Annotated in this window: 18 protein-coding genes and 5 pseudogenes; 7 read left to right on the forward strand and 16 right to left on the reverse strand. The window is 67.5% G+C overall.

The features are described from left to right. Positions 1-228 precede the first annotated feature (228 nt). Positions 229-509 (forward strand): annotated as a pseudogene (locus tag ACZ5K7_RS36230) (hypothetical protein). A gap of 95 nt (positions 510-604) precedes the next feature. On the opposite strand, the gene ACZ5K7_RS36235 reads toward ACZ5K7_RS36230, so the two are convergent. The 6 genes and pseudogenes from ACZ5K7_RS36235 to ACZ5K7_RS36260 all read right to left on the reverse strand — a co-directional run bounded on the left by ACZ5K7_RS36235 (position 605) and on the right by ACZ5K7_RS36260 (position 3,404). Further along, the gene (locus ACZ5K7_RS36235; RefSeq protein WP_468920511.1) at positions 605-784 is read right to left on the reverse strand and encodes a hypothetical protein; all 180 of its coding nucleotides are present in this window, start codon (positions 782-784) and stop codon (positions 605-607) included. 90 nt (positions 785-874) lie between these two features. Further along, positions 875-1,543: a hypothetical protein gene (locus tag ACZ5K7_RS36240; RefSeq protein ID WP_468920514.1), complete on the reverse strand. Its 669-nt coding sequence runs from the start codon at positions 1,541-1,543 to the stop codon at positions 875-877. After that, positions 1,540-2,061 (reverse strand): sigma-70 family RNA polymerase sigma factor, encoded by a 522-nt coding sequence (locus ACZ5K7_RS36245; protein WP_468920517.1) that lies wholly within the window; start codon positions 2,059-2,061, stop codon positions 1,540-1,542. The genes ACZ5K7_RS36240 and ACZ5K7_RS36245 overlap by 4 nt, the downstream gene beginning before the upstream one ends. A 424-nt stretch (positions 2,062-2,485) precedes the next feature. Next, positions 2,486-3,043, reverse strand: a complete 558-nt coding sequence (gene tpg / locus ACZ5K7_RS36250; RefSeq protein ID WP_468920520.1) for a telomere-protecting terminal protein Tpg — start codon at positions 3,041-3,043, stop codon at positions 2,486-2,488. A 9-nt stretch (positions 3,044-3,052) separates the two neighbouring features. Beyond that, positions 3,053-3,235: pseudogene (locus tag ACZ5K7_RS36255) on the reverse strand (hypothetical protein); the annotation flags it as partial. Positions 3,236-3,254: 19 nt separating this feature from the next. After that, positions 3,255-3,404, reverse strand: a complete 150-nt coding sequence (locus ACZ5K7_RS36260; protein ID WP_468920523.1) for a hypothetical protein — start codon at positions 3,402-3,404, stop codon at positions 3,255-3,257. Between the two features lie 86 nt (positions 3,405-3,490). Between ACZ5K7_RS36260 and ACZ5K7_RS36265 the strand changes: the two are divergent. The 3 genes and pseudogenes from ACZ5K7_RS36265 to ACZ5K7_RS36275 form a co-directional block, all read left to right on the forward strand. Next, positions 3,491-4,814 (forward strand): annotated as a pseudogene (locus ACZ5K7_RS36265) (IS21/IS408/IS1162 family transposase); the annotation flags it as partial. 332 nt (positions 4,815-5,146) lie between these two features. Continuing rightward, a complete protein-coding gene (locus ACZ5K7_RS36270; protein ID WP_468920526.1) occupies positions 5,147-7,051 on the forward strand; it encodes a P-loop ATPase, Sll1717 family in 1,905 nt (634 codons plus the stop codon). Between the two features lie 87 nt (positions 7,052-7,138). Continuing rightward, complete coding sequence (locus tag ACZ5K7_RS36275; protein WP_468920529.1) at positions 7,139-8,908, forward strand: protein kinase domain-containing protein; 1,770 nt, start codon at positions 7,139-7,141, stop codon at positions 8,906-8,908. 171 nt (positions 8,909-9,079) lie between these two features. On the opposite strand, the gene ACZ5K7_RS36280 is transcribed toward ACZ5K7_RS36275, so the two are convergent. The 7 genes from ACZ5K7_RS36280 to ACZ5K7_RS36310 form a co-directional block, all read right to left on the reverse strand. After that, complete coding sequence (locus ACZ5K7_RS36280; RefSeq protein ID WP_468920531.1) at positions 9,080-9,904, reverse strand: phosphotransferase family protein; 825 nt, start codon at positions 9,902-9,904, stop codon at positions 9,080-9,082. Continuing rightward, complete coding sequence (locus ACZ5K7_RS36285) at positions 9,885-10,793, reverse strand: aldo/keto reductase (RefSeq protein WP_468920534.1); 909 nt, start codon at positions 10,791-10,793, stop codon at positions 9,885-9,887. The genes ACZ5K7_RS36280 and ACZ5K7_RS36285 overlap by 20 nt, the downstream gene beginning before the upstream one ends. Beyond that, a complete protein-coding gene (locus ACZ5K7_RS36290; RefSeq protein WP_468920537.1) occupies positions 10,790-11,977 on the reverse strand; it encodes a cupin domain-containing protein in 1,188 nt (395 codons plus the stop codon). Before ACZ5K7_RS36290 ends, ACZ5K7_RS36285 begins: the two co-directional genes overlap by 4 nt. A gap of 16 nt (positions 11,978-11,993) precedes the next feature. Then, the gene (locus tag ACZ5K7_RS36295; RefSeq protein ID WP_468920540.1) at positions 11,994-12,140 is read right to left on the reverse strand and encodes a hypothetical protein; all 147 of its coding nucleotides are present in this window, start codon (positions 12,138-12,140) and stop codon (positions 11,994-11,996) included. Positions 12,141-12,436: 296 nt separating this feature from the next. Next, complete coding sequence (locus ACZ5K7_RS36300) at positions 12,437-12,673, reverse strand: DUF7848 domain-containing protein (RefSeq protein ID WP_468920543.1); 237 nt, start codon at positions 12,671-12,673, stop codon at positions 12,437-12,439. Beyond that, complete coding sequence (locus ACZ5K7_RS36305; RefSeq protein ID WP_468920546.1) at positions 12,670-13,206, reverse strand: hypothetical protein; 537 nt, start codon at positions 13,204-13,206, stop codon at positions 12,670-12,672. The genes ACZ5K7_RS36300 and ACZ5K7_RS36305 overlap by 4 nt, the downstream gene beginning before the upstream one ends. Then, on the reverse strand, positions 13,206-13,622 hold the full coding sequence (locus ACZ5K7_RS36310; protein ID WP_468920549.1) for a hypothetical protein: 417 nt from the start codon (positions 13,620-13,622) through the stop codon (positions 13,206-13,208). Before ACZ5K7_RS36310 ends, ACZ5K7_RS36305 begins: the two co-directional genes overlap by 1 nt. A 119-nt stretch (positions 13,623-13,741) precedes the next feature. Here ACZ5K7_RS36310 and ACZ5K7_RS36315 point away from each other — a divergent pair. The 3 genes and pseudogenes from ACZ5K7_RS36315 (at position 13,742) to ACZ5K7_RS36325 (ending at position 16,219) form a co-directional block, all read left to right on the forward strand. Next, positions 13,742-14,785, forward strand: a pseudogene (locus ACZ5K7_RS36315) (helix-turn-helix domain-containing protein). After that, the gene (locus ACZ5K7_RS36320) at positions 14,782-15,471 is read left to right on the forward strand and encodes a YdcF family protein (protein ID WP_468920552.1); all 690 of its coding nucleotides are present in this window, start codon (positions 14,782-14,784) and stop codon (positions 15,469-15,471) included. Before ACZ5K7_RS36315 ends, ACZ5K7_RS36320 begins: the two are co-directional and overlap by 4 nt. A gap of 28 nt (positions 15,472-15,499) precedes the next feature. Continuing rightward, positions 15,500-16,219, forward strand: coding sequence for a WbqC family protein (locus ACZ5K7_RS36325; protein WP_468920555.1), 720 nt, complete (start codon positions 15,500-15,502; stop codon positions 16,217-16,219). A 38-nt stretch (positions 16,220-16,257) separates the two neighbouring features. On the opposite strand, the gene ACZ5K7_RS36330 is transcribed toward ACZ5K7_RS36325, so the two are convergent. From ACZ5K7_RS36330 to ACZ5K7_RS36340, 3 genes and pseudogenes are all read right to left on the reverse strand, one after another. Further along, positions 16,258-16,653, reverse strand: coding sequence for a hypothetical protein (locus ACZ5K7_RS36330; RefSeq protein WP_468920558.1), 396 nt, complete (start codon positions 16,651-16,653; stop codon positions 16,258-16,260). 25 nt (positions 16,654-16,678) lie between these two features. Next, a complete protein-coding gene (locus ACZ5K7_RS36335; protein WP_468920561.1) occupies positions 16,679-18,328 on the reverse strand; it encodes a hypothetical protein in 1,650 nt (549 codons plus the stop codon). Between the two features lie 236 nt (positions 18,329-18,564). Beyond that, positions 18,565-19,089: pseudogene (locus ACZ5K7_RS36340) on the reverse strand (mobilization protein); the annotation flags it as partial. Positions 19,090-19,124 lie beyond the last annotated feature (35 nt).

Here is a 19,124-nt window from a genome sequence, read left to right on the forward strand (position 1 = left end):
TGGACCTGCTGCGGCCGCAGGTGTCCGGGCGCCGGGCGGACCTGGCGGAGATCCAGAGCCGGGACCTGTCGGGCGGCGAGGACCTGTCCGCCGATGCCAGGGCGCGCACGGTGCGAGCACTGGCCTCCACCACCGGTCGTCGAGCCGGATCGCGGCGTACCTGTACAACCTCAACATCACCGAGCCGGAGAAGAGCAAGCTGATCGAGATGGTGGACACCTGCCCCGCATGACCCAACACCCGGATGCCACCAGCTATCAGGACGAGGTCACAGCCGGACCCGGCGGGGTGATGACCGACGACGTCGGCGTCATCACCGGCGACCTCACCGTACGGACCACCCTCGATGACGACGCGCGCAGCGCCCGCGTGACCGTGCAGTACACCGGTGCTGAGGAGTGGTACACGCTGACCGGCAGCCCCGCACCCGTCCCGACGGCAGCCTCGCCGCCTACCACCGCGACCTGCTCGGCCGCGTCCGCCGCGGTCAGGCCGCCCAGGCGACCTGACTCCTGTCACCGCCTACGGCGCCTTTGATCCAGCCCGCGCTTCGGCAAAGGCGCCGCAGGCCCCGCTCACTGCGATGTTTTCCACCGCCTCTAGACTAGAGGTGCCGTTCAATCCAGTAGGTGACTACGGCACCGGTCGCGCTTGCGCCCAAGCCGTAGCAGGCGCCGCGCAGGATATTGGTCATCATCATCTGGCGGCGGCGGGTGATCCAGCGGATAAGACGCTTGAATCGGCTGTTGTCGCCCGACGTGCCAGGGTGGCCGTTACGCTTCATTGAGATGCTTGCCTTTCGTTGGTGGGCATTGTGTGTGAGGCCCGGCGGGGACTGGCGGCCTAGGAACCATCGGCCCGCCGGGCTTTGCTGTCAGTGCCGGCTCACAAGTCCGTCGAGGCGGGCGGCGAGCTGACGGTCCGGACGACACACGAGACCGCCGTCGTCGTGCCGGTCGGCAAGGCGCTCGATCTCTGCTTCCAGGCTCCCGGTGGGCACCGTGGGGCGGGTGCGAGTGCTGTATCGGGCAAAGAACTCCAGCACTTCGAGAAGCAGCTCCGGCTCGTAGGAGTCATCGAGCAGCTTGGTCGTCTGCTTCCTCCAGAAGACCGCCTCGCGGACTTCGCCGCAGCTGAGGTTGTGGAGGTACAGGCAGTAGGCGGCACCGACGTGGCCGGCGCCGGCGGCCAGTTGCCACCAGAACCGGGCGCTCTCGGGGTGGTGGGCGAGGTAGAGGGAGCAGGCGAAGACGTGAACGCCGTCGATGTCGATGCCGTCGGTCCACCCGTCGAAGTCGGCGCGCGCACCGCCGATGATCTCGATGAGGTCCTTGACGTGCGAGGCCGCGCCGGACTGGGTTACGCCCCAGGTGGTGAGCGCCTCTAGCTGGTGACGGGCGCGGGTGTCGGCGGGGGGCTCCTTGCGCGGGGGCCGGACGCGGTGGGCGTCCCTAGACAGGCTCCGCAGCCCTGCGCCCGCATCGAAGGGACGCCGAGTCTCACATACCGAGGCGTCGGCCAGCCGTTCTTCCCAGGTGATCACTTCGTGTCCTCCTGCTTTTGCTGGGGCGCCCGCCGGTAGACCGGGGCGAGCCTTTCCCTGGCCTTGCGGCAGTGGTAGTCGACCGTGCTGGGCGTGACGCCCATGTACCAGCTGATCCGCTTGGTGTCGTACTTGGCGATGTAGCGCAGAACCATCACGTCGAACTGGCGTGAGGTCAGGCTGCCGAGGGCCTTGTAGAGGCCCCGTCCGCTGTCGAGTGCCGTAAGCTGCTCGCGGAAGTTCAGCAGGCTCTCGGCTATGACCGTGCGCCGCATGATGGCCCAGGTCTGCTGCTGCAGGTCGCTCTCCGTGAGGAGGGCGTCCCAGTGCCGGAGGATCTCGAGGAAAGCCCGGTGGACCGCGCGTTCGGCCGCGTCGTTCATGCCGAGGACTGCCAGGGCGTACTCGTGGTACGCCTCCTGGTTGATGATGTAGTGCGCCTCGAAGTCCAGCGGGAGCGGGAGAGGGGCTTCGGCCACGGGGCTGAGGCCGTCCTCCTCACCGACTTGTTCGGTCATCAGTCCTCTTCGTTGAGGGGGTCGAGTACGCGACGCGGAGCGCGCCGGCGCACCCCCCACCCAACCGTCAGTACGGGCCGAAGACGCATGACCGTCCCCACAAATTCTCACGCTGCGAAACCGAAAGGGTGCGCAAGGTGAGGATCGTTGCAGTGTGAAACGCGGGGTGACCAGCCATTTCCGATCACCCTGCGTGGCATGCAAATGACAGTTGGTGGCCGAGTGGTGATTAACGCCACATGAGGCCCCACCCGGGATGACGACCGCTTTGCGTAACGATCGAGTGAATCACCCCAAATCGGATCGGCTTCACGTCACTTGACACAGAGTCGGACAGGCATGCGAGAAGCCGTTCACGCGTGCGGACATGGGAGCGGGCCCGGACCAACTGGTCCGGGCCCGCAGCCTGTTCGGAGAAACGCTCCTACAAATCGAACTCCAGGTGCGAGATGTGGGTGGAGCGCACCTCCTCCAGTTGGCCGGCGCGACGGCCGCCGTCCTGGAAGTACACCTCCTTGAGCGCTTCGGCGGCGATCTCCTGGAGCTGCTGTTCGGTGGCGCCGGCCTCCTGGGCCTCGAACGGGCGTGCCGCGTACTGCGGCGGCAGCGCCACGGTCAGGTGCCGGACCCGGTCCTGGTCGGTACTGCCGATTGGGGCGGTGTAGCCGAGCCGGGCCTGGGTGTCGATGACGACCCCGTCGGTGGTCGCCGCCTTCTCCCGCGCCTTCGCCCGGATCTGCGGCTGCCACCGCGCCTTCACCTCCCGCGCCAGTCGGTCGGCGAGGTCCGGGCGCGGCTTCTTGATCTGGTCCTTCACGTACCGTTCCACGGTGCGCTGGGAGACCCGCAGCATCTGGGCGACCGCCCTGGTGCCCTTGAGCTGTCTGACCAGGTACCGCATCTGCGCGCCCGCGCTCTTGGGCGCCGGGCGGGTGAACGCCTTCTGCACCGCGGCGTCCAGGCCGTCTCCGAACAGGCTCATCGCCTACTCCTACTTTCCGTAGTCGGCGTCGGTGACGGTGCCGTCCTTGATGTACCGGGCGAGGTTGAGCTCCGGGGCCTTGAACTGCTCCCGCACGCCCTCGCCCCACAGCACCTCCTGGGTGCCCTCCCACTTCGCCGTGCCCGGGTTGATGCCGAGCTTGGAGCCGCCGGGCAGCGGGGCCCCTGCCCGTTCGGCGGCAGGCCTTCGGCTACGAATCCTTGAGCTCGCTCAGCCGGGCCGCATAGACGGCGGCGATCCGGGCTGCCTCCTCCGGATCGGCGTTCGCCAGCTGCGCCTGGTCCGCGAGCGCGGCCTCACGGCCGGCCTTCAGCGCCTCGAACCGTTCATCGTCCGGCACCGGTGTCAGTGGACACGGCAGACTCCCCGCTGGCAGTCAGTTGGCCTCCCCGCTGGCGGACACGAAACCTCCCCGGTGATGGACAGCTGATCTCCCCACAGACCCTCCAAGCCCATGACACAGAGTGGGCGCTGCCTCCGGTAACCGAGCTGTCCGGCTGCGACCACCACACGGTGCGGCGTTACGTGCAACTGCGTGGGCAGGGGGTCGACCCGACAGAGCGGGCCGTGCGGTCGAGGCTGATCGACGACTTCCTGCCGAAGGTCGAGGAACTGGTCGAGCGGTCCCGCGGCAGGGTCGGTGCCGACGCTGTTCACAAGAAGATCGTCGCGATGGGCTTCGTCGGTACCGACCGTACGACCCGCCGGGCTGTCGCGGCGGTGAAGGAGTCCTACCGGGCCGGGAACCGCACAGTTTCCGCCCGTGGATACCCGAGCCGGCGATGTGGCTGCAGTGGGACTGGGGCGAAGGCCCGCGCATCGACGGAAGACGCACCAGCCTGTGGTGCGCATGGCTGGCCTGGTCGAGGTTCCGGGTGGTCGTCCCCGTGCTCGGCAAGTCCCTGCCGACGGTGGCGGCCTGCCTGGACGCGACGTTCCGGACGCTTGACGGGGTGCCGACCTACTGCCTGACCGACAACGAGAAGACCGTCACCGTCGAGCACGTGGCCCGGATCGCGGTCCGCAACCCTGATCTGGTGCCGATCGCCCGCTACTACGGGACGGCCGTGCGGTCCTGCATGCCGGCCGACCCGGCCTCGAAGGGCGGGACGGAGGCGACGGTTCGGATCGCGAAGCGGGACCTGGTTCCCCCCGCGGTGAACCTGCGAACCGAGTACTCCGACTTCACCGAACTCCAGGAGGCCTGCCAGAACTTCATGACCGAGGTGAGCAGTCGGGTCCACCGCGAGACCCGCCGGATCCCGGCCGAGCTGCTGGCCGAGGAACGGCTGCGGCTTCACCCGGTGCCCAAGCAGCCGTTCACCGCCGCGTTCGGCGAGACCCGCAGGGTCGGCAAGGACTCCACGATCTCGGTCGAGTCGGTCCGCTACTCGGTTCCGCACAAGTACGTCGACGGCGTGTCTGGGTCCGCTTCCACGGCGACGAGCTGATCGTGACCGCGATGGTCACGGGCAGCGCGGTCGAGGTCGCCCGGCACCCGCGCTCGACCCCGGGCAGTCCCCGGATCGCCGACGAGCACTACCCCGACGCCCCGCGCGGCGAGCGCACACCTCGGGCGACGAATCCGGCCGAGGCCCAGTTCCTGGCGATCGGGCCTGGAGCGGCGGCCTGGCTGGTCGAGGCCGCGGCGACGGGCGTCCGGCGGATCCGGGCGAAGATGGCCGACGCAGTCGCACTAGCCAAGCTCTACGGGATCGCCGACGTCGACCGGGCTCTTGGCACCGCGGCGACGTGTGCCCTCGCGGACGGCTGTACCCGGAGGGCCTGCAGCCAGCGCACCAGTCTCAGATCAGTATGTCGCTGAGCACGGGCGTCTACAGCCTGAGGAAGAGGACGGGCTCCGGGCAACGCGGGGTGTCATCCTGACCCAGTGGACGTATCCCTCCCCGAGCAACTGGGCGCGGTCGCACGAGAGGCGGTGTTACCGCCTCTGCTTGGTGGTTCTCCACGGCCCATGGCGCATTCCGGTGCACTGAGTTCCTGACCCCCATCTCGGCCGGTACGGATACGGTGTGAACTGCAAGCCCATGCAAGGTCGATGGGATGACAACAGGGGGACGGATGGCCGGCGGCTCGGTGCTCGCGGACCTGCACTTCGGGCGCGAGGACGCCGAACGAGACGTAACGGAAGGGTTGCTGTTACGCGGTGGCTTTCTGCCCAACGCCGCGTACCGCGCGGCGGTGAGCGGACGCAAGATGCTGATCATCGGCCGTAAGGGCGCCGGCAAGAGTGCCATCTGCATGCAGTTGATGGCGGACAGCGCGCACACCACCGGCAAGATCCTGGTCACCCCGGACGAGACGGCGGGGGAGGAGATCCGGCGGTTTGAGCTGCAGGGGCTGCCCGGAGACTCGGCGAAGGCGCTGATCTGGCGGTACGTTTTTGCCGTACATGCGGCCCGCCACGTTGTGGCCCACGCCAAGGACACGCACGGCAGGAAACCTGACTCAGTCAAGGCGCTTGTTCGCTTCCTTAAGCAGAATGACGAACTGCCGGGCGAACGGCTTGGAGACCGGCTGGCACAGGGGGCGAAGGGACTGCAGACCTCTCTCGCCCTAGAGGCGTTCGGCATCAAGGCCGGCGTGGATCTCGCGCAGTCGCCGTCGGAGGGCGCACGGGCCGCCCGCCAGCTGGGGGTCGTGGAGCAGGGCGTGGCCAAGGCCGTCGCCGATCTCGAGTGCGACGGCGCGCACGGCCCGTTGCTGCTGATGGTCGATCAGCTGGAGCAGGTGTGGTCCGCGGAGCCTGACAGCAATTCCATGGTGATCGGCCTGCTACTGGCGGCGAAGCACGCGGCAAGCCTCTACGGGCGGTTCGTGCGGTTCTTGCTATTCCTGCGTTCCGACATCTACGACTCGCTGTCCTTTGGCGAGGGCGATAAGTTCCACGGCGACGAACTACGCATCGCCTGGACGGAACAGGCCCTGCGAGACCTCGCTCTGGCCCGCGCGCGGGCCTCCGCCAAAGAGGACTTGAGTATCGAGGAGCTGTGGCGGGAGATCTTCCCGCCGACCATCCGGGATGAGGAGACGGCGACGTACCTGTTCAGTCGCTGTCTGCCTCGGCCCCGGGATGCCATCCAGTTCCTCAACCTCTGCCAAGAGACCGCCTGGCTGATCCATGGCAGGGACCGGATCACGCAGGCGGACGTCCTCCAAGCCAGTCGGCAGTTCTCCGCGTGGAAGCTGAAGGACCTCACGTTGGAGTACCTGGTCGCGCACCCCTTCCTCAAACACCTTTTCCCCCTCTTTCAGAACAGCGGATACGTGGTCACCCGTCCTGTGCTCGGCAGCCGCTTCGAGGCGGCCGTCGAGACGCTCCACCGGCTGTTCCCTGCGTACGCCGACGTGCTGACTCTGTCCGGGGTTGTCGATATTTTGTACGGGGTGGGCTTCCTCGGAGTGCGGCGTGGCAACGACGTCGTGTTCGCAGGCGGCGATGAGCTGCCGGTGCAGCCGCACGAGACGGAGTTCCAGGTCCACCCCTGCTTCCGCGAGGCGCTCGGTGCCACCAGCGCGATCGACCTGCGCCGCTATGAGTCGCAGCTGGCGCAGGCCCGCATCGCCTCGGGGTACATCCACGCGGATGCACTGGCGGCGAGTTCCTTCAACCGCGACGACCGGCTGCTGCGCGAGGCCGGCCGGTCCTGCCACTCAATCCTTGCCCAGGTTGGCCGGGCGCTGGGGCTGGCGCAGGACGCCCGGGACGAGATCACTGAGCAGATCACCCGCGTGCTGGACGACGCGAACAGCCTCTCGGCGAGTATCGGTGCCACGGATGTGGAGGACCATCTCCTCGCTACCGCTCACTACTTCACTGCTCTTGCCGCGCAACTCCACGCAAGCGGACTGGACGACATTGCGGGCGCCGGCGGCGTCGCGCATCGCATGGAGGAAGAGGCGCGGCGACTTCGCCGCCTGGCGGGTGGGTCCTATGGGAGCTCGGGTGACTCGGGTGGAACCTGAACCGTGATGGAGGCGTGATACGAGTGAAGGAGTTCGAGGCACGACCGTTGCGCCACGATGACAATCCGCCAACGGGGGAGGGCAGGGATGCAGGGCGTACTGCTCGCTGAGCGCTATCGGATCAAGGACCGCCTTGGCGTGGGTGGCATGGGTGAGGTCTGGTCCGCGCAGGACGAGCGCATGCGGCGTGAGGTGGCGGTCAAACTCGTACATGCGTTGCCCCGCATTGGGGAGGCGGAAACGCAAGCCAGATTCCAGCGCGAAGTACAGCTGGCGGGGTGCCTTTCCCACCAGAACATCGTCACCGTTCATGACTTTGGTGAGGTTCCGGTTAGGGGGCATCAGACGCTCTACCTTGTGATGGAACTTGTTCCTGGTATCTCCCTTCGCCAGCGGCTGAAGCAGTCGACGCCACCCTGGCCGATGGCCGTCGGGTGGGCTACACAGATTGCCCGAGCGCTACACGCCGCGCATCTTCAGGACATCGTCCATCGGGACATCAAACCGGCCAACGTCCTTCTCACGCCCGAGGGGACGGCCAAGGTTCTTGACTTCGGTGTCGCAAAGTTCATAGGCGACACCGTAAGCGTCCATGCCCTCACCGCTACGGGTGCCGTGCTGGGCTCCCCGCCTTACATGTCTCCGGAACAGGCCGAGGGTGTTCGGGACATCGATCACCGCAGCGATCTCTACTCCTTGGGCTGCCTCCTGTACGACACAGTGACGGGTCGCCCACCGTTTGACGGCCACCACCCGATGGCCGTGCTCCGCATGCATCTGGACGAAACGCCAACCGAGCCGGGTGCTCTTGTCGAGGGCCTTCCCGGGCCGCTAAACGACCTCATCATGAGCCTGCTCGCCAAACGACCGGATGACCGCCCGTCGGACGCAGCCGTCGTTCACGACGCCCTGAGCACAGTGTTAATCGATCACGCCACCCGGCTGCCGGGCGGCAATCTGCTAGACGTCGTCCAGCTGGGGCATACCGACTCCCTGGCCGCACGGGTCCTGAAGAAGTCTTGGCAGGTCTGGCTGCGTACCCAGAAGGACAGTGCGTCCAAGTTGGAGGAGGCCGACGCCCTCTTTGCGGAAGCCGATGCTTACTTCGACGAGACCCGTACCAAAGCCGCGGAAGCGGCCTCCGAGTTCGAGGCTCACCTCGCCAAACGCCGCAAGCAGGCTGAACAGACCGATCGCGACCTCGCAGCCCGGCAGGCCAAGGCTGAGCAGCAGTTGGCCGAGACCGAGTACCGCGCTGAGCGACTCCGCCTGGGGATCGAGGAGACGCACACTGATGCCGAGCGCCAGGCTCAGCGGATCATGGAGAACGCCCGTCTGCAGGCCGCAGATATCGTCGCGGCCGCCGATGCAGAGGCTCTCCAGATCCGCATCAAAGTGGAGCGTGAGCGCACAGCTCGTAGCAGCGTCGTCAGCCACGACACGGATATCTCGCCTTACGGCTTCGAGCTTGTGCGCCGGGGCTACGATCGCGGGCAGGTGGACGAGTGTATTTCCAAGCTCGTCTCCGACCGCGACAGCGCACTGGCCCACGTGGCAACACTGGAAGAGCTGAGCAGGAATCTGCGCGCCGCGTCAATGGGTGCTGAGCGGGACAACGGACAGGCCGCCCTGGAAGCGCGACGCCGAGCCGCAGGCGTCATTGCCGACGTCAACGCACGAGCCCGGCAGACCAGCAGGGTCAGATCGCCCTCCGATTTCGAGCTCGTGCGCCGGGGCTACCACCGCCCGCAGGTGGACGAACGTATTTCCAAGCTCGTCGCTGACCGCGACAGCGCGATGTCTCGCATCGCCACGCTGGCAAAGCGTATCGAGGAACTGTATTCACCACAGGTGTGATGAAAACGTGGGTGCAAGCAACCTGCTGTCAGATTTCCCAAGTGATCACGAGTTGGACGTTCGGGGTTCGCTGTCGTTTCGGGAATCAGGCTGGTGAGAGTTTTTCCTAAGAGCTTTGTCCGCGTTGGCTTCGGTTTTCGTCCTGTCCCCTGAGATACGGCCGCGGCCTCCTCAAACCAGTTCTCCGGCCAGGGCACAAAGAGCGGGGACGAGTTCGGGATGGTCCCCGCGCGAAGCCGACTGCAACAACTCGGTGACCACGATGATCTGTGCGACGCGTCCGGCCTCCGTCTGAAGCACGGGAAAGGCGCCCCGGACACGCTGTGCGAAGCCGGGGGTGAGCAGCGAGTAGGCCAGCAGCATTGCTGCGTCGTAACCGGCCGGCGCCATGCCGAAGCCTTCCCAGTCGAGAAGGTAGGGGGTGGTGCTCGTGAGGTTGGCGGTGTGCAGGTCTCCGTGGGCTGGCGCCCAGTCTGTGATCCGGGGGCCGGGCATGTCGAGGAAGCGCGGGACAGCGCGGTCCACCCACTTCTGGCGTACGGCCACGCGGTCCGTGGAGACGGTGTTTACGTGCTCCAGGTCGGTACGTAGGGATTCCCACCACTCGGTCGGAGGATTCAGGTCCGTGCGTAGGACGGGGCTGGAAGAGGCGATGGGGTCGGCGATGTACTGGTGCAACTCGGCGTGGTACGCGTAGCCGTCGTCGCCTGACTTCTTGGTGTCGTAGAGCAGGGGCTTGTGGATGTGTCCGTCGAATAGCACGGCGGCCTGGCGGTTGCCCTCCCAGATCTTGCCCGTTGCTTTGTCCTGCGGTGCGGAGAGCAGTCTCAGCCAGCAAGCGCCTCGGTCCGGGTGCTCGACGTGGCTGCTGAGGGTGCGGCCGTGCCAGCCCCAGACCTCGGGGCCGGCGATCGTGGCGCCCAGCGTCGCCGCTGACCGCGTGAAGGCCCGACGCATGCGCTCCTGGTCCGCGAAGTCAGGCGGTGGCGAGTACATCCAGCACCTTTCGCAGTGTGGGGGCCGGGATGGAGGGTTTCCGCAGGGCTTCTTGTGCCTCGGCCCAGTGTGCCTGCGTTGAGGCGGAGGGCAGAATCCGCGTCACCCCGGGGCATGAGGCTGCCGCCAGGAGGCAAGCCTGGGTGGTTGTGAGTTCGGGGTTCAGCATTGCGGTGAGTTCGCGCGTAGCCAGGTCGGCCAGCTCGCCGCCGAACAGGGGTGCTGAGGCGTACACCTGCCATCCGAGCTCGGCGGCCTGAGCGATCGGGCCTTCGCCGTCCAGGGCTTGGACGAAGGCGGTGGCGGTGACGAGGGATACGGGCAGTTGGACGGCTCGCAGGTGGTGCTGCTTCGTGCCAGCGGCTTCAACCGCCAGTTGGTGCAGGACGGGGGTGCTCAGGACACCGGTTTCGAAGCCGTCCCAGGTGGCGACGCCATACGCGGTCAGGGCGCCGGCTGTCGCTTCTGCTTCGAGGGCGGTGAAGGCGTCGCGCAGGGCTTCGTGTGGGTCGCCGTCGGTGCGTTCGGGGTTGTGCGCGAAGACGAGGTCGAGGTGGTCACGGCCGAGTTCGGTTCGGTTGCGGGCGCACTGCCAGTGGACGTACGGGATGCTCAGGCAATGTCCGCGTTCTGCGTCACCGGCCGTGATGGCTCCGGCGTTAACGGCGTCTGCAGCGGTCCGAGCGGTGAGGAATCTGACCTTCGTGGACATCGGAATCGGGTGCCGGGCGAGGGCCGGCGCGAGCAGCGGCTGGGCCTGTCCGTCGAGGTAGTTGGGCGCGGTGTCGATCCATGCTGTCGCTGGATCGGTGGCTGCGCGGGTCACGGCGTCGTGCAGCGCGGAGGGGTGGATGCGGTAGGTGCCCAGGGCCAGGCTTGCCTTCGTCATCGTTCGCTGCCTTCCACCGTGATCGCTTGGCCGACCATGAGCTCGGAGATGACGGCCGCCACATCTACGATCGAGATTCCGGCTGCCTCGGCCAGCTCGCTGAGGGGTACGGCGGTAGGCGCGGCCGACATCAGTCGTTGGAGCAGTGGCATCGCCTCCTTCGCCATCTCCCACTCGTTGTCGCAGGCCCGGAAAACCACCCCTTCCTCGCTGGACTCCAAGAGCGCCCGGGTGGTCGTGAGCCTGACGCGGACGTTCGGGACCGCGGGGACGCTGATGATGTGGGGCAGGCTCGGCCGCAGGCGGGTGAGGTCGGTTCCGTCGCGCATCGCCGTATACCGGCCGATGAGGTCTGGGTCTTCCAGGGAGGCGGTGACTTCCTTGCACAGCCGCTCCAGATAAGTCACTTGCTCTGCGGCGGTCGCGTGCACGGGCAGGTCTTCGCGCAGGACATCGTGGCGGCGCAGGTCGTCCGCGAGCCAGGACAGGAGCTGGGCGCCGGTGGTGGTCTGCACGCCGAAGGTGATGTGGAGGGAGTGTTCACCTTCGGAGGCGGCCACCGAGTGCCACCAGCCGCGCGGTAGATACAGCACGTCTCCGGGCCGAAGCACGAGTTCAGCGACTGGCTCCTTCGGCGGCGGCTCGGGCTCGTCAGTGTCCTTGTACATGGGGGCGGTGCGGGTGGGGCCGTAAAGCTTCCAGCGTTTGGCGCCGTCGATCTGGATCACGACGACGTCGTGGTCGTCCCAGTGCACGCCGAAGCCCTCGCGGGCAGTCCATGAGGCATACAGGTTGGCCTGCACTCCCGTGCGGAGGCAGCGCTCCAGCTCCATCGCGGCGCGGCCGACGGGCGGGTGGAGTTCGTCGAGGGCGTCGATCACGAGGGAGGCGCCCTCGGCGAGGCGGGCGTGCAGTTCGGCGGGGTGTAGGCGTTGCCAGACGGTGTGCCGACGGGTGGTGACCGGGGCGGTGTAGCGGTGGGCCGGCAGCATCTCGCCGTCCGTAGACAGGCGGAAGCGGGGTGGTTCCAGGCGGTGGGTTGCCAGGATCGTGTTGAGGTCGTCCCACGTGATCAGCTGGCCCGGATCGGCGAGGGCTGCGGGGATGTGGCGGTATTGGCGGTGGAGCACCTGGGCCAGGAACTCGTCCTGGCCCAGGTGGGCCGCCAGATTCAGCGGCGACAACGCGTCTCCTCCCGGATCAGTCGTTGCCGTCGGTACGGCCGGTGCTGCCGCCGTCGGACGGGGTGACGCCGCGCTCGCGGGCGGCCTGGATCCGGCGGCGTGCCTTGACCAGTCCGGCTTGCACCGGCCCGGTCCTCGGGGTGGTGGCGGTGTTGTTCTGCATTGCTCCTCCTTGGGTCGGGGGTTGATGGGGACTTGCGGACCCGCCCCGGATGGCGCTCGACCTGTCCAAGGGCGCGGGCGGTTGTTCTGTCCGGGGCGGGGGCTTGCGGCCCGTCCCTGCCGGGGCTTCTCGGGTGGGGGAACCTCTCGATCGGCTACGTCCGGCAGGGACGGGGACTCAGGGGTTGGTCGCGGCGGTGGAGACCGCGACGCCGACCACGAAGCCGCACGAGGCGGAGATCAGCACGATCAGCAGTGGGCCCGTGTATCGCGCCAGCCAGCCCACGGTTCGGCCCATCACGGTTTCCACCAGGCTCGCCACGGGCGGGTGATGATCTCCCTGTAGGTGTGGTGCGACGGGTGCTGACCGCAGTGCTCCAGCACCCAGTTCTGGGGCGCGGCGAAGCCCTCGCTGGGCGGTGACGTCTCGCCGTCGACTGCGCACTGCATCGCGTAGGTGGTGGGCTCGGCGTCCGGTTCATGGTCGGGCTGGAGGGTCCACTGCTTGTGACACGCGACCGCTCGCGTACTCACTGGCCCACCTCGCTCGGCGAGATGAGGTGGGGCGACACAGATGTCCCCGTGTGGTTCGGTCGGAGCGAAGTAGATGCCGACGTGTGGCGGAACGAGGCTGCGCCCGGGCGAACGCCGACGACGGGCGCCTCTGCCGCCGCAGCAGTGACGTACGGATTCTTGAGCGCGGCGTGTAGGGCGTCGGCGTCGGTGAGGGTCTCGGCGTCTGGCAGTTCGCACCAGCCACCGAACCAATCGTCGATCAACTCCAGGCTGGGCGCGACGAGCCATGACTCGGTGGTGAGATGCCGGACCGGCAAGTCGCCCCAACTTCCGGCGGTGCCGGTTTCGATGGCGTAGTAGAGGCGTTCGTTGGGTCCGTCGTACAGCACCGGGCCGATTGCCGTGCCGGTGGCCCGAAGGTGGGCCAGGGCCAGGAAGCCGACCGCTGCGGGGGTGCGTACGAGGTCCCAGCCGTCGCCGACTCGGAGCAGGCGGAGTCCAGGCACGTCGTTGACCAAGGGTGCGCTGTGCAGCGCTTCACGGACGGACATCACGTATCCCCTTGGTGCTGGAGGCCGAGGCTCACTCCGAACAGAGGCGCACGTTCCGTCGTCGGCCTGATGGGGCGAACCACGATCAGACGGGTGTCCATTGCTGTTATCTGCCGCTGCCGCTCGGATACGACGCGCTTTGGGCCGAGGTGGCTGAGGGCAGGGACCACGGCGCCATAGGTGTCGGGCAATTCGAGTGCGTCCAGGAGGCCGACGAAGGCGGGAGAGCGGAGGGCCACCGTAGCCTCGCGGTCGGTGAACACGCCGCACAGGGTCAGCTCGTGCTGTCGGCAGTACTCGGTGAGGCAGCCGACGAGCGCCGCATGGCGGGCCGGGCCGCCGGTGACGTGGCGCAGGTAGCCGAAGACCTGGGGGCAGGCGACGGAGCGGCGTTCGGTGATGAGGTCGTCGTCCATGCACACAGCGTCGGCCGTCGTGAACGGCCTCGAAATGACCTGCTGTTGTACTTCCGTTGCACTTCCCGCCCCACGTCGTCACCGACAGTGCTTCCATACGTGACGGAGGGAGGTCATCCGTGGTCAGCGTGCAGCAATGGACAGGCCGCGAGGCAAGCGCCCTGCGCGCCGCGCTGCGTATGAGCACGCGCGCTTTCGCCGAGCACCTCGGTGTCGCGCTGCGCACGGTCGCCAAGTGGGAGAGCCTCGGTACCGCAACCCAGCCCCGCCCGGATACCCAGGCCATCCTCGACACGGCACTGGCCCGCGCGGACTCCGCTGCTCAGACCAGGTTCGAGGCGCTGATGTTCCCCGAGAGGAAGAGCGCGCGGCCGGCGGATTACGAGACCTGGACCGAGGACATCGAGCGTGCTGTGGTCTGCGTCAGCCGTCAGAACTTCCCCTTCGCCACCTCACTGTTGAACCGCTGACTGACTCGCCACGACCCGCATCACCTGGATGACAAGGGCCTATACCTCTACGGCCGTTGCCTCGTGCTGCTCGGCGATCTCCAACGTGACCAGGGCGCGATCCTCGGCCCGATCTCCGCCCGGCACTCCTACATGACCGCCCGCGGCATGTTCACCGAACTCGATATCCCGCGCCGAGTGGCTCAGATCGAGCTCTCCCTCGCCGTCGTTCAGGAAATGTCCGGCCAGCTGGGAGCCTCCGCCCGGCAGTACGAACTCCTCGCAGCGGACGAGCGCTTGAGCCCTCGCGACCGTGCCAGGGCCCGGCTCTGGGTCGGTACGGCACTGAGCAAGGAGGGCAACAACGAGTACGCCACCGGCGTCATGGTGGAGGCCACTCGCTCCTTTGAGGACCTGGGTGAGCCGGAGGACTGGTCTGTTGCCCACCCGAAGCTGGCCCTGGCCCACCGAGGCGTCGGCGACCTCAAGCAGGCCCTGCGCTACATGGACATCGCGCGCTCCACCGGCACGGTCGACTCCCCGATGCAGCGGGTGCGGTTGGACACCGCATACGGGCACATCCTTCTGTCGGATGCGGCGACCCGGAATGATGGGCTGTCCGTCCTCGATCAGGCAGCACAGGTGGCCCGCCAGTACGGGCTGAGCCACCAGCTGCGCAGTATTGAGGGCATCCGAAAGGGCCAGCAGGGATGAGCCAGGGAGTGCCAGTGCCGGAGCACGAGCAGCGTCAGATCACCGACGAGCAGTTCCACGATGCGACGCTGATCTGGAACTACCACCAGATGGGCCACGAACAGCGGCCCTGCTCGGCGGCGATCGGCCTGGGCAGCCACGACCTCGGGGTGGCCACCACGGCCGCAGACCTCTACCGCGCCGGCTTCTTCCCGGTCGTGGTGTTCAGCGGGGGCAACAGCCCCACCACCCGGGCCCGCTTCCCGCGCGGTGAGGCTGTCCACTACCGCGAGCACGCCCTGAGCCTGGGTGTGCCGGACGAGGCGATCCTGGTCGAGCCCAAGGCGGCCAACACCGGCCAGAACATCACCTTCTCCCGCGAGCTGCTGGCCGAGGCCGGCATCGCGGTCGAGTCGCTGCTGCTCATCTCCAAGCCGTACATGGAACGCCGCTCGTATGCGACCTGCCGCAAGCTGTGGCCCGAGGCTGAGGTCGTGTGCGCTTCCGAGCCGTTGGAGTTGGACGACTACATCAAGTCCATCGGCGACGAGAAGCTCGTCGTCGACATGCTCGTCGGTGACCTGCAACGGGTGATCGAGTACCCGAAGCTCGGCTTCGCCGTCGAGCAGGACGTACCGGGGGATGTGTATGACGCTTACGAGCGCCTTCTGCGCGACGGATTCGACAGCCGCCTCATCGGCACCTGACCCATCCCACGCTGGTTCGCCGGGCGGGGTGTGCGCGATCCACCAACCGAACCTGTTCCCGCGGCTGTCCACTTTGGCGAAGCTGTACGCCGCCGACCGGTGGATCGTGCTGGACGACGTCCAGTTCGCCCGGCGCGACTACCAGCACCGGGCTCGGCTGGCGGCTCTGGACGAGCCCGCACGGCAGCAGTGGCTCACACTCCCGACGCACCTGCCCAACGGGCGCTCGACGCTGATCAGCCAGGCGCGGCTCGTTGATCCCGGGCGGTCGCGTCGTACGGTTCAGCTGCTCGTGCGGCAGTACTACGGCGGTAGCCCCTACTGGGATGCGGTCTCTGAGGTCGTGGACGCGCTCGTGGACGACCTTGCCACCACGGATCGCGTGGCTGATCTCGCCCGAACATCGACAATTGCCCTGCTCAACGTCGTCGGATGGTCAGGGGACGTGCCGGAAAGCAGCGAGATCCCGACCAGGCAAGGCCGATCCGAGCGCCTCGCCGACCTTGCGGCAGCCACCTGTAGCACCCACTATCTGTGCGGCACCGGCGGTCTGCGTTACCTCGACACCGGCCCCTTCGGTGTCCACGGCATTCCCGTGGTCCCTTTCCACACCCCTGTGGGCGACTCCCTCTGGGCGTGGGCCAGGCGATCAAGCAGCCTTTGGGCCCTGAGCAAGATCGGGCCCGCGGAGCTGGCGAACCAACTGACTGCCCAACGAGATGCCCATCACCTTGGAGTCCCTGCATAACCGAGCCGACGCCTTCGAGGGAGACGTCTTCCCTCTGGTCAGGAGCCGGGGAGCAGCGCCAGGACGGTGGACTGGACGAGTTGGGCGGCGGTGAGGAGGTTGGGGATGCCGCCGCAGCGTTCGACGAGGTTCTGGAGCATGTAGCGCAGGGTGCCGGGATCGCGTTCGGGTTCGTCCAGGCGCGGGGTGATCATGTCGAGGTCACGCAGGGCGGTGTCCACTTCGGGGTACTGGCCGCGCAGTTCTTCCAGGCGGCGTCGGAGTCCCTCGATGCTTTCGCGGGCTTCGGTGACGGCTTCGTTGGTGATGTTGTTGGTTTGGCTGACGTTCTGGGAGAACGCCGCAGCTTGGGCGGGCCCGGTCATGTGACCGGTGTTGATGATCCCGAAGTTGGGACCGTTCGGGACCGGGTCGGGCTGGCGGCGGCTGGCCATGCGGGGCTCCTGGGGGTCTTGCCGGTCAGTTCGTCATGGAGGGGTTGGCGGAGAACGGCGTGGCCTGCACGGGGCCAGTCATGGTGCCGCCGTTCATGACGCCGAAGTTGTAGATCGCGGTGGCCTGTTGCTGGTAGGCGGCGATGTCGACGTTGTGGTTGCGCAGGAAGATCTCGGTGGAGTCGAAGACGCGGCGCTGCATCATCTGCACGTAGTAGCGGGCGTCGTCGTTCGTGTGCATGTCATCGATCCAGCGGACGCTATGGACCTCGCGAAGGCTGACCGGTCCGCTGCCGGGATCGAGTTCAGGGCGCTTGCGCGGCGTGCGGCGTATGAGCCGGTCGAGCCCCACGTACATGTCGCCGAGGGCGTTGAAGGCCGTGCGGCCAAGCCACTTGAGGGTGCGGGGGTCGGCGGCCTTGAGCCCGGCGACCTTCGGGTTGAGCGGACCCATGATGTGCGGGCGGACGGTGACGCGAAGGAAGCCGCCCTGGTAGGCGAAGTGGACGAGTATGGCGGCGATGAGGTCGCCGTTCCAGGCGGTCACACGGGCCCAGATGTAGCGGCGGGCGATCTCTTCGGCGGGCTTGTCACCGAAGCTGTCCACGGCGAGGGTGTGCAGGCTGCGCCACGTGTCGTCGTCGATCTGGTCCCATCGTTTGTAGTGGATGCCGGCGATCCCGATGACCTCCATGCGTGGGATGGGGTGGTCTCGGTGATGAGCAGGCGCCGGGTCGTCCAGGCGGCGTGCGACATGGGCGTGCAGTTGGGCGACGGTGAAGTGCTTCAGCGGTTTGCGGGCCACAGGCTTGCTGTGCTTGGCCAGCGCCTCCAAGACCGCCTTGGCCACCTCGGCCATGTCCGGCTGGCCCGGGCTTTGCCCCGGCGAACCGAAGCCTGGGACCGGTCCGGTGGTGTCTTCTTCCTCGTCTTGGCCCTCGGGGGCGGGCTCGATGTCGATGCCGATGACCGCCTCATGCCATGCCTGCAGACCTGCTCCGAGGAACCGATGCCTGTCCCCGCTTGAGCGACGCTCGTAGAGGTACGGCAGGGCGTGAGCCTGCGCGGCCGGGGCGGGCGCGTGTAGTTCTCCAGCCAAGAGAGCGTTGAACCGCTCCTGCGCCAGATAGCGCTCGACCAGGTAGACGCCCCACACACCGGCCAACAGAACCAGGGCTGTCCAGCCCGCGGTCAGAGCGCCGGCGATCGTCTGCCAGACGACGAGCGTGATCACTGCGAAGACGGCTGCCCGTCGTCTTCGCATGTGGCGGATGGCTCGGTCGCTCGCGTGAATGACGGGTTCCTGGTGGAATCCGTAGACCGGCACCGGCCGGGCTGACTTCTTGATGCGACGCCGGACCCAGACCGCGTAATCCTCGCCCAGCACGACCGATGGAGGCGTCGGCTCGGCGGTGTCGGCGGCCTTTACTTCCTCCTTGGCGGGGAACAGCCATCGCAGGCGTTTCCGCACCGCCGCCTTCAGCGCTTTCCACAGTTCCGCCAGTTGGGTGCGCAGTACGGCGAGCCAGTCCGTACGGGCGAAGGCGGCGGCACTCAACCGGCGAGTGACGCCCTCGGTGTACGCGCCGTGCCGGATCACTTCCCCGGCACCGTCCGCAGTCCCCAGCGGTACCGCAGGCGCCGAAAAGGCTGACTGGTGCTCCGCGAACGCCAACTCCCCACCCCCGTTTCTACCGGGCCGGCCGCGATGACGCCTCGGCAGGCACAGAGGGGCATCGTCCACGTGCTCGACGAGCGCGGCCAGACCGCAAACCAGCACAAGCCGTGCACGGAGGTGCCCTGTTGAACATTGACCGAAAGGCGCCTGTAGTCCGAAGTCGATCAGCCCGTGGTTCGGGTACTCGGAGCTTGGTCGTGCATCCAGAAGTTGATGGCTCGACGAGAGCCTGATCAGCGCTTCCGACTCCGGAGTTGCTGCAACGGCGGCATGGCGTGGCGTTCTACGGCGTGGCGTGCGTTGGCTGTCTGCGCTCGTGGGCTGGGGGCATGACGCTCGCCGAGGCGCCGGATGCGCCAGGTCAGTGCGCGGGCGGGGCTGTGGGCGTCCTCCAGGGTGCGCCGGCCGAGCGCCTGGTCGAGGACGGTGGCCGCGTCGTGTCCCGCCGCTTCTGCCTCGGCGAGCACGGTGGCGAGTGCGTCCCAGGCGGGGTCGTTGAGGATGCGCTCGGCGTGTTCCGGTACGACCTCCTGGAGGTGGTAGGCGAAGCGGCGCTTGATCTGGAGGCTGGGGGAGCGATGCGCGAGGTCGGTCAGGACCGGCTCGGCGACCCGCGCGTACGCGACCTGCAGGTGGAGGAGGGCCTGCTGTGCGGCCACCTCCTGCTGGGCATGCTGGCGGGTGCGGTGCCAGTGCATCGCGAACGCCACGGCAATGAGCATGGCGTCCAAGAGCATCGCGAATCCGGTTCCATCCCGGGCCCGTCGGCTTCGCGAGGACCGTCTCCTTCACG

It is taken from the genome of Streptomyces sp. NPDC031497, assembly GCF_055580905.1.